Genomic DNA, 7,246 nt, shown 5'->3' on the forward strand with positions numbered 1-7,246 from the left:
CAAAAGTGCCGATAACAACCATGAACATAACGCCAACTAGTGCCGCTAATGGGATCATTTCAATCAGTGCTGAAGCAAAAAGAATGAATGCTAGTAGGGCAACTGCAGCGACAATTCCTGATAAACGGCCACGACCGCCAGAATTTACATTGATCATTGATTGACCAATCATCGCACAACCACCCATAGCACCGAATACTGAACAGGTAACGTTTGCTAGGCCTTGACCCACACATTCTCGATTTGACTTACCACGCGTGTTTGTCATTTCGTCTAGTACCGTTAGAGTCAGTAAAGACTCTATGAGGCCGATAGCGGCAAGAATGATGGCGTATGGCAAGATGATTTGCAGTGTTTCGAAATTAAATGGCACCATCGGAATCGCGAAGGTTGGCAGTGAGCCCGCTAATGTTGCATTGTCGTCACCAGACATGGTGCGAAGGAAATCAACAACCGTATTTGTTTCCAGACCAAAACCGAGAACAATGAGCGTCACGGTTACAATCGCGACCAGTGAAGACGGCACGGCAGTGGTTAGCTTTGGCAAAAAGTGAATGATTGCCATAGTTAGCGCGACAAGACCGAGCATGATCATCATTTCACCTTGCGGTAGCCAGTCTAAAACTCCTGTAGCATCAGGCGTTTTAAATTGCCCTAACTGCGCTAAAAATATAACGATTGCTAAGCCATTAACGAAACCAATCATCACCGGATGTGGCACCATTCGTATGAATTTACCTAACTTAAACAATCCAGCAGAGATTTGAAGCAGGCCTGCAAGCATTATGGCTGCGAATAGGTATTGCACACCATGAGTCGCGACTAAGCTCACCATGACGACCGCCATTGCACCCGTTGCGCCTGAAATCATGCCTGGTCGACCACCAAAAATGGAGGTGATTAAACCAACAATGAACGCAGCGTAAAGGCCAACCATAGGGTCAACGCCAGCAACAAAGGCAAACGCAACTGCTTCAGGTACGAGAGCCAACGCGACGGTCAGGCCAGATAGAACATCATTCTTTACGGAATGCTTAGAAAATTGTGGAAATTCAAACATGATTACTCAGTATCGTCAGTTATGGGTTTATCCTTAAACAGCACTTCCCTAATTATCTTTGAACAATGTTGGGCAAAATAACAGATAGACTATCAATCTATCTTGAAGTGTGAGTAAGTGTTAATAAGTGTGAATCGGCGCATGCTACCGAAAACTGTGATTAAGTTCAATGATTAACCTAGTATAGATGAGTTTCATTACTGGCTAATCTAATGAAGTAAAAAAAGGCCGCTTGAAAGCGGCCTTATGTTTCTTTTAACCAGTATGAACTGCGTTACTAGCTCAGTGGTTTGGTCGTTGCTGCACCAGCTTGGCTACGTGCGACTTGACTACCGGCACCTTTCGGTTGATAGCGTTCATCTTTAAATGGCATCGCGACAACCTCAATTTCTTTTATCTCTTGAGGGCCAGGGGCCTTTGTCATTCCTGATGCCGCATGTGCCTTAACTTGAACACCTTTTAGCGGAGAAGTCGTAGCCACAACTTTAGCGACGGGCGCTTCAGCTTTAACTGGCTCAACCTGAGCAACCGCTTGAGGCTCTACAACTGCTTCTGATTGAGGTTCAATAGCCTCAACAACAGGAGTAATAGTTTCAGGTGCTGACTCTGGCTTGGATACTTCAGGAAGAGTCGTTTCAGCAGGCGCTTCTACGATTTCTTTTTCTACTTTTACCTGTTCAACCACAGCTGGTGTTTGCTCAGTTTCAAGCTCTAGCGTTGTTGGTCGTAAAATGATTTTACCCATTGCCATTTCTGGCATAGCAAAACCTGAAAGAGTGTTAGCTTGCAGCGATACTTCTTCAGCTGCTTGCGACTCTTGCTTACGCTTACTTACTGGCTTAGCAAGATCGTAACGAGGCATTACTTTACCCATCGCCATCTCAGGAGATGCAACACCACCCTTACGTAGACGGAATGGATTAGGGCGACGATCGCGTCCGCGACGACGACGTTGTCCACTGGCACGAAGGTGACGTGGAGAGCGACGGTTACGACGTTGCTTCGGTTGCTCTTCTTGGGCAGCATCATTTGTTTCTAAGTTTGCTTCAACCTGCTCAGCTACTGCAGCAGAAACTTCTTCAGCTTTTGCTTCTTCTTGCTGTTGCGCTTTAACACGAACTTTCTTGCTCAGTTGACGGCGTTGACGGCGTTCTTTGATTTTTGCTGGTTTAGCGTCGGTGCGAGTTTCTTGTTGCTCACTCTGCGCATCAGCAGCAATTTGTTGGCCTTGCTCAGCAACTTTAGATGCTTTTACGTTATCGCGTTCGCTGTTGTTGCGACCATTACGACGCTCGTTTTTAGGCTTGCGACTGTTAGGCTTACGTTCTTGCTTCGTGCTTTCTTCATTTGAAGTCTGTGCATTTTCTTCACGTGTAGGCTTACGCTTGTTGCGGTCACGGTCACGGTCACGGTTATCACGGCTATCGCGATTGTTACGGCGACGCTGTTCATTTCTGTTGCGGCGAGGGCGAGAGTGACGTTTCTCTTCTTGAGCTTCTTCTTTAACTTCTTCTTTCACTACTTCAGGAGTACCTGAGAAGAAATCGCTGAGGGCTTTGAGCATTCGAGAGATTAGGCCAGGTTCACTCTTTTCTGTTTGAGCTGGCGCCTCTGTAGCTGCTGCTTTTGGTACAGGTGCTGGCGTTGGTGCCGTTTGCGCTGGAGATGCAAAGCCTTGAAGAGCAGGTTGCTCAATCTTACGTAGCTTAATTTCTTGCTCTACAGGCTCTTTGCTTTCCGCTTCTTTTAGAGCGTCAATTTTTTGAGGAAGTAGGTAAGAAAGAAGATCGAATTCTTCACCTTCACGAACACGAATAACTTCGAAGTGAGGGGTTTCCATATCAGAGTTAGGAACAACCGTGATCTTAACTTCTTGATTCTTCTCAATGTGATTAACAGAGCGACGCTTTTCATTGAGGAGGTAAGAGGCAATAGGAACAGGTACGACAGCCAATACTTGAGCTGTGTTGTCTTTTAGTGCTTCTTCTTCAATCAAACGAAGAACGGACAATGCTAAAGATTCGTTATCACGAACAACACCAGTACCTGTACAGCGAGGACAGATGTGGTGGCTGGCTTCTGCTAGCGAAGGGCTCAAACGTTGACGAGACATTTCGAGAAGACCAAAGCGAGAGATTCTACCGATTTGAACGCGAGCACGATCGAGACGAACAGCATCACGTAAACGGTTTTCAACCTCACGTTGGTGACGAACTGGAGTCATGTCGATAAAGTCGATAACGACAAGGCCACCAAGGTCACGCAAGCGTAATTGACGGGCAATTTCGTCTGCGGCTTCTAGGTTTGTGTTTAATGCTGTCTCTTCGATATCACCGCCTTTCGTTGCACGGGCAGAGTTAATATCGATAGAAGTGAGCGCTTCCGTTGGATCAATAACGATTGAACCACCAGAAGGTAGACGAACTTCGCGTTGGAAAGCCGATTCAATTTGGCTTTCGATTTGGTAGTGACTAAATAGCGGAACTTCACCATCATATTTCTTAACGCGACTCACAAAGTCAGGGCGGATAAGACGGATGTGTTCAAGTGCACGCTCATAGATAGTATTGCTATCAATCAGGATTTCACCAATGTCACGACGCAAGTAGTCACGAATAGCACGAACAATAACGTTACTTTCTTGGTGTATTAGAAGCGGTGCAGAGTTACTGTCAGAGGCTTGTTTAATTGCACCCCAGTGGTTAAGTAGAACGTTTAAGTCCCACTCTAGCTCTTCTGCGCTTTTTCCAACACCTGCAGTACGTACAATCAAGCCCATTCCTTGTGGAAGGTCTAGCGTACTTAATGCTGCTTTTAGTTGAGTGCGCTCATCACCTTCGATACGGCGAGATATACCGCCTGCACGAGGGTTGTTTGGCATCAACACAAGGTAGCTGCCCGCCAGTGAAACAAAAGTCGTGAGTGCCGCACCTTTGCTTCCGCGTTCTTCTTTCTCAACTTGTACAATGACTTCCTGACCTTCCTTTAATACCTCTCTGATATTAGGACGGCCTTGATAGGTGTAACCAGCAGGGAAGTATTCGCGAGCAATTTCTTTTAGAGGAAGGAAACCGTGTCTTTCAGCACCATAATCGACAAATGCAGCTTCTAAACTTGGTTCGATTCGGGTGATACGGCCTTTATAAATATTTGCTTTCTTTGATTCGTGCCCAGGACTTTCGATGTCTAAATCAAACAGTCGTTGACCATCCACCAAAGCAACACGCAACTCTTCTTTTTGAGTTGCGTTGATTAACATTCTTTTCATTTAATAATCTCGTTATCTTTCTTTATATTGATTGTGCTTATTGCTTTAGTTCGTTTTCACGGTGCCAGATCCCATGGCTAAAAAGTGCAGCCTCCCGGCTGGAGGGGATGCTCTGTGGGCACGTCAGTTGTCACAAGCATTACGCTTGTGACCCGCGATTTGCGGAGAATACTCAACATGAAAATACGACGAGTAGGCAATAAGTTGACTAAATTTATTAGAGTCTTACGCCAGTTGCGGCACTAGGAAATAAAGTAATCTACTCGGTTAACTGTGCGAATTCGTGCTTGATTTTGTTTAAATAATCATCAAAGCAAGATTAGCAGCTGTGAACTATAGCAGTGCAAAGAAATCACAGCAATCTGCTTTGTTATAAACAGGCAAAAAAAAACAAACCACTTATTTGGATTGGGTTTCTATTTGACTGTTTTTAAAGCATTTAATCGAGAGTTGTATCTATTCGTCACAAGTGTGTTTGTTTTTTATCCACAGCCATAATTGTGATACCACTAAAGAGGTGGGCGTATAGGCTCATTTTTATTGGGCGCTAGGAATAATTATAAAAATTGGCGACTTTGAGTGATACACTTACCAAATGAGTGAAATTAGAACTAAAGTCCAGTTTGTCGATATTGACGACGACATGGCGGGTCAGCGAATAGATAACTTCTTACGCAACCAATTGAAAAACCTTCCTAAAAGCATGATTTATCGAATCGTGCGCAAAGGAGAGGTCAGAGTAAATAAAAAACGCATTAAAGCTGAATACAAGCTTCAGTCGGGTGACATTGTTAGAATTCCTCCGGTAACCCTGGAAGAAAAAGACGATGAACCAGTTATCAGCACTAAGCTAAACAAGGTCGCTGAGCTTGAAAGCAATATTATTTTTGAAGATGATCACCTACTCATTTTGAACAAACCTTCTGGACTTGCAGTGCATGGTGGGAGTGGTTTGAAGTTTGGTGCGATAGAAGCTTTGCGTGCCTTGCGCCCGACGGCTCGATTCCTCGAATTGGTCCATCGTATTGATCGTGATACTTCTGGCATTCTGTTGGTCGCAAAGAAGCGTTCGGCATTAAGGCATTTACAGGCACAGTTTCGCGAGAAAACAGTGAAGAAATTCTATTTCGCTCTTGTTATGGGAAACTGGAAATCAACCTGTAAATCGATAAATGCACCGCTTTTGAAAAATGAAGTAAATAGTATCGTTCGAGTGAACCCTAAGGGAAAAGCCTCTGAGACTCGGTTTAAAATTATCGAGAAATTTGACGACGCGACACTCATTCAAGCGAGCCCAATCACTGGCCGCACGCACCAAATTAGAGTCCATACGCAGTACGCGGGGCACCCAATCGCATGGGATGACCGTTATGGAGATCGCCGCTTTGATGCTTTTACCGGTAAATGTGGTTTGAATCGCCTTTTTTTGCATGCGGCTAACATTAAGTTTGTTCACCCATCAACCGAGGATGTCGTAGACATTAGCGCTCAGATGGAAGCAAAACTTGAGAATGTGCTCAAGGGGTTGCGAGCTCTCCGATAGCTCAGTTCTAGATCGCCGCTGCCATTGTGTATCATACGGTAGCGGCGTATGCCTTGAAAATACTCGTTGTTCTATGAAGCTAATACATCGAAACCTTGATTGGTCAGCAACGTAATTAAATCAATGAGAGGTAACCCAACCAGTGCATTTGGATCTTGGCCTTCTAGCCCTTCGAACAGAACTATTCCTAATCCTTCAGACTTAAAACTCCCCGCGCAATAGAACGGTTGTTCTTTATCCACGTAACGTTCAATGGTTTGTTTATCTAAGCTGCGGAAATGAACCTTAAATTCGTTAACGACGGTGTCACTTTTCTGAGTGGAAGAATTGTAGAGAGACAAACCGGTGTAAAAGGTGATTGTCTTTCCGCTTTGAGCCATTAATTGGGCAATCGCATTCTCTCGGTTTAGTGGCTTACCCACGATAGCACCATCAATAACACAGACCTGATCGCTGCCGATAATTAAGCTGGGAATGTCGGAATGACAAGATTGCGCCTTGGTTTTCGCTAGTCGTTTTACTAAGTCTACCGGGCTTTCGTTTGGCAGCGGTGTTTCGTCACACTCGGGACTGATGGTCGAAAACGGAATATCTAGCTTATTTAAAAGCGCTTGCCGAAATGGTGAGGTAGAAGCCAATAGTAGTTGGTAATTATGCATTTTCAGATACAATATAGAGGTTATAAACGACAGCATAACTCAAACTTGGTTGTCGTTTATAATTCTCTATCTTGAAAGGAAAAAAAGTCCAACTTTTTCACCTTTTTCTTTGACTAAACCTATTTTGGAAGATAAGATTCGCGCCCTATGCAAAAGGTAAAAATACCGCGAACGGTTCACCCTTCAAAAACGGCACAAAAAAGAACGGACATAGATGGCATCATCCAAGTCAGTCTTTTGAAGCGTTTAAAGGAAGCAACCGAAGGCGTTAAACGCGACGCAGAAGTCTCAATGTCATTTGGGCTTGATGAACAGCGACTCGTAGTTATCTCTGGTAAAGCTAACGTCGAAGTCGACTTGGAATGTCAACGCTGTAATGAGGTTTTCACACATAGTTGTGATGTCCAATTCACATATACTCCTTGTAATGAGAAGAGTGAAGAGGAAGCACCGGAAGAGTACGATTTGGTAGATCTGAACGAGTACGGTGAGTTAGACCTTATTGAGTTAGTTGAAGATGAGTTCATCTTAAGTTTGCCTCAAATCGCAATGCACGACGAAGCTGATTGTAGCGTTGATACAAATAACATGGTGTTTGGTGAGATTCCTGAAGAAATTATTGAGGAAGAAAAAAAGCCGAACCCCTTTGATGTTTTAAAAAACTTAAAGAACTAACTTATTAACAAGTAAGTTTTTTTAAGAATTTACATAGGAGT

The 7,246-nt window shown here is 44.1% G+C and carries 5 protein-coding genes; 2 read left to right on the plus strand and 3 right to left on the minus strand.

Annotation, left to right across the window (positions count from 1 at the left end; all coding sequences use genetic code 11):
* Both BCU12_RS07675 and rne read right to left on the minus strand, forming a co-directional pair.
* On the minus strand, positions 1-1,060 hold a 1,060-nt coding region (locus tag BCU12_RS07675), incomplete at its 3' end, for a SulP family inorganic anion transporter (RefSeq protein ID WP_102403757.1).
* Between the two features lie 277 nt (positions 1,061-1,337).
* Positions 1,338-4,328, minus strand: coding sequence for a ribonuclease E (rne, locus tag BCU12_RS07680; protein WP_102403758.1), 2,991 nt, complete (start codon positions 4,326-4,328; stop codon positions 1,338-1,340).
* A gap of 595 nt (positions 4,329-4,923) precedes the next feature.
* Between rne and rluC the strand changes: the two genes are divergently transcribed.
* Entirely contained in the window at positions 4,924-5,871 is a 948-nt protein-coding gene (rluC, locus tag BCU12_RS07685; protein WP_102403759.1) for a 23S rRNA pseudouridine(955/2504/2580) synthase RluC, read from the plus strand.
* Between the two features lie 71 nt (positions 5,872-5,942).
* Here rluC and BCU12_RS07690 read toward each other — a convergent pair whose 3' ends face one another.
* Positions 5,943-6,530 (minus strand): nucleoside triphosphate pyrophosphatase, encoded by a 588-nt coding sequence (locus BCU12_RS07690; protein WP_102403760.1) that lies wholly within the window; start codon positions 6,528-6,530, stop codon positions 5,943-5,945.
* A gap of 147 nt (positions 6,531-6,677) precedes the next feature.
* On the opposite strand from BCU12_RS07690, the gene yceD reads away from it, so the two are divergent.
* Positions 6,678-7,205: a 23S rRNA accumulation protein YceD gene (gene yceD / locus BCU12_RS07695; protein WP_102403761.1), complete on the plus strand. Its 528-nt coding sequence runs from the start codon at positions 6,678-6,680 to the stop codon at positions 7,203-7,205.
* The last annotated feature ends 41 nt before the right edge of the window (positions 7,206-7,246 follow it).

Source organism: Vibrio sp. 10N.261.55.A7, assembly GCF_002877365.1.
In the GTDB taxonomy this organism is placed as follows: Bacteria; Pseudomonadota; Gammaproteobacteria; order Enterobacterales; family Vibrionaceae; genus Vibrio.

Excerpts from the sequence above, each read along its gene's own strand:
- rne (WP_102403758.1), bottom strand. The coding sequence starts at position 4,328 with ATGAAAAGAATGTTAATCAACGCAACTCAAAAAGAAGAGTTGCGTGTT.
- rluC (WP_102403759.1), top strand. The coding sequence starts at position 4,924 with ATGAGTGAAATTAGAACTAAAGTCCAGTTTGTCGATATTGACGACGAC.
- BCU12_RS07690 (WP_102403760.1), bottom strand. The coding sequence starts at position 6,530 with ATGCATAATTACCAACTACTATTGGCTTCTACCTCACCATTTCGGCAA.
- yceD (WP_102403761.1), top strand. The coding sequence starts at position 6,678 with ATGCAAAAGGTAAAAATACCGCGAACGGTTCACCCTTCAAAAACGGCA.